Here is a 1712-nt window from a genome sequence, read left to right as displayed (position 1 = left end):
TGCGGGCCCGACGCCGGCACCCGGTCGGCCGGGCGGCGGCGCAGGGCCCGCACGTCCTCCGGCGCCTCGCTTGTCCGCATCGAACGGGCATGTTAGCGGCCTCGCCTCTGCCCACGACCGCACAGGCATGGCGGTCACCCGTAGCCATCGGCCCGCGGCCGGTGTTCGATCTTTCGAGAAGGATGACCCGCCATGGCCGATTCCCCCGCACCGAACGGCAACGGGCAGGCCGACGAGGCCCCCGCGATCAACGCGCTCGCGCAGTACACCAAGGACCTGTCCTTCGAGAACCCGAACGCGCCGCGCTCGCTCCAGCCCCAGGAGGGCCAGGGCCCGCAGATCAACATCCAGGTCAACGTCAACGCGCAGCAGCTCGCCGAGGCCGACTTCGAGGTCGAGCTGACGCTGGAGGGCGACGCCAAGATCAACGGCGACGTGCTGTTCGCCTTCGACCTGAAGTATGCCGGCGTGTTCCGCATGCGCAACATCCCGCAGGACCAGGTCCACCCGGCGGTGATGATCGAGTGCCCGCGCCTGCTGTTCCCGTTCGCCCGCCAGATCGTGGCCGAGGCCGTGCGCAACGGCGGCTTCCCGCCGCTCTACATCGACCCGATCGACTTCGTCGGCCTCTACCGCCAGAAGGCGATGGAAGCCCAGGGCGCCGGCGAGGCGACCGGCCCCCTCGCCTCCTGAGTTCCGCGGCCTCCCGCGTCTCGACGACAGCCCGGCCGCCCGCGCGGCCGGGCTGTTTCGTTTTCACGGGAATCACCGCATCCGGGCGGCTCGCTGAAAGCGATCCGCCGGCGCGGACAGCCCGGCCGGCACGCCCGGGGCGCGTTACAGGATCGCTTCGATGCCCTTGTGGCTCACCAGCGAGAGCAGCTTGAGCGAGGGACCGCCAGGCTTGGCGTCTCCCCGCTCCCACTTGCTCACCAGCGAGGTCGTCACGTTGAGAGCCTTGGCGAAGATCGCCTGGCTCATGTTGGCCTGTTCGCGGATCCGCCGGATGCTCTCGGGCGGCAGCGGCTCGATGGGCGTGAGGCACGAAACATCGAACCGGCGCAGCGTCGCCTTGTCGATCGCCCCGATGGCGTGAAGGTCGCTCGTGGCCTCGTGGATCGATCGAAGCAGATCGCTCCTATAGGTCCGTTTCGGGCTTCTCATCGGAGAGGTCCTTCCACCCCTGGGTTTCGGCAAGCGTCTCGAATCCGGCGTCGCCGACATCTGCGAGGATCTTCGCGAACGCGCGAAGGGTCGTCAGTTCGGCACCCTTGATGTTGGGTTGGACGTTCTTGGGAAAGATGTGCAGGACGACGCATCGCCGGTCCGTGACCAGGAAGAGGACGGCACGGAAATCGCCCTTTCGGCCGACGTGCTGCTTGTACAGGTGAGCGCCGATCTCGGCGTCCACCAGCCCGAGATTGGCCTTCTCGGCGGCCTTGGCGAGCGTGCCCGCGGCGATCTTGCCCTTGCAGGCCTGCTTCCATGCCGAGCGGGTCACGAAAAGTCTCATGACACCCCCGACATGGACCGAACCTCGATCCGTTCGGCGGCCTCTCAAGACCGGGAACGCAAGCGCTCGGTACCGACGCCCAAAGTATAGGAACGAATCCTACGGTTCAAGCCTCTCCCCGATCCCGGGGCAGCGCCGCCCTCGGTGCCGTGGAGACCCTCACCGCGCCACGCCGCGATAGGCGGCCGCCAGCGTGCGC

The 1712-nt window shown here is 68.1% G+C and carries 3 protein-coding genes; 1 reads left to right on the top strand and 2 read right to left on the bottom strand.

All coding sequences use genetic code 11. The features are described 5' to 3' along the window. Window positions 1-192: 192 nt before the first annotated feature. Window positions 193-693 carry a protein-export chaperone SecB gene (secB, locus tag FV230_RS28040; RefSeq protein ID WP_147729755.1) on the top strand — a complete coding sequence of 167 codons (501 nt, stop codon included), beginning with the start codon at window positions 193-195 and terminating at the stop codon, window positions 691-693. A 144-nt stretch (window positions 694-837) separates the two neighbouring features. Here secB and FV230_RS28035 read toward each other — a convergent pair whose 3' ends face one another. Together FV230_RS28035 and FV230_RS28030 are read right to left on the bottom strand one after the other, a co-directional pair. Then, the gene (locus tag FV230_RS28035; protein WP_147844690.1) at window positions 838-1164 is read right to left on the bottom strand and encodes a DNA-binding transcriptional regulator; all 327 of its coding nucleotides are present in this window, start codon (window positions 1162-1164) and stop codon (window positions 838-840) included. Beyond that, complete coding sequence (locus tag FV230_RS28030; RefSeq protein WP_187275658.1) at window positions 1139-1501, bottom strand: type II toxin-antitoxin system RelE/ParE family toxin; 363 nt, start codon at window positions 1499-1501, stop codon at window positions 1139-1141. The genes FV230_RS28035 and FV230_RS28030 overlap by 26 nt, the downstream gene beginning before the upstream one ends. Window positions 1502-1712: the final 211 nt, after the last annotated feature.

The sequence above is a fragment of the Methylobacterium sp. WL6 genome, from assembly GCF_008040095.1.
Taxonomy (GTDB): Bacteria; Pseudomonadota; Alphaproteobacteria; order Rhizobiales; family Beijerinckiaceae; genus Methylobacterium.
This window is presented reverse-complemented; position numbering and strand designations above follow the sequence as displayed.

Excerpts from the sequence above, each read along its gene's own strand:
- secB (WP_147729755.1), top strand. The coding sequence starts at position 193 with ATGGCCGATTCCCCCGCACCGAACGGCAACGGGCAGGCCGACGAGGCC.
- FV230_RS28035 (WP_147844690.1), bottom strand. The coding sequence starts at position 1,164 with ATGAGAAGCCCGAAACGGACCTATAGGAGCGATCTGCTTCGATCGATC.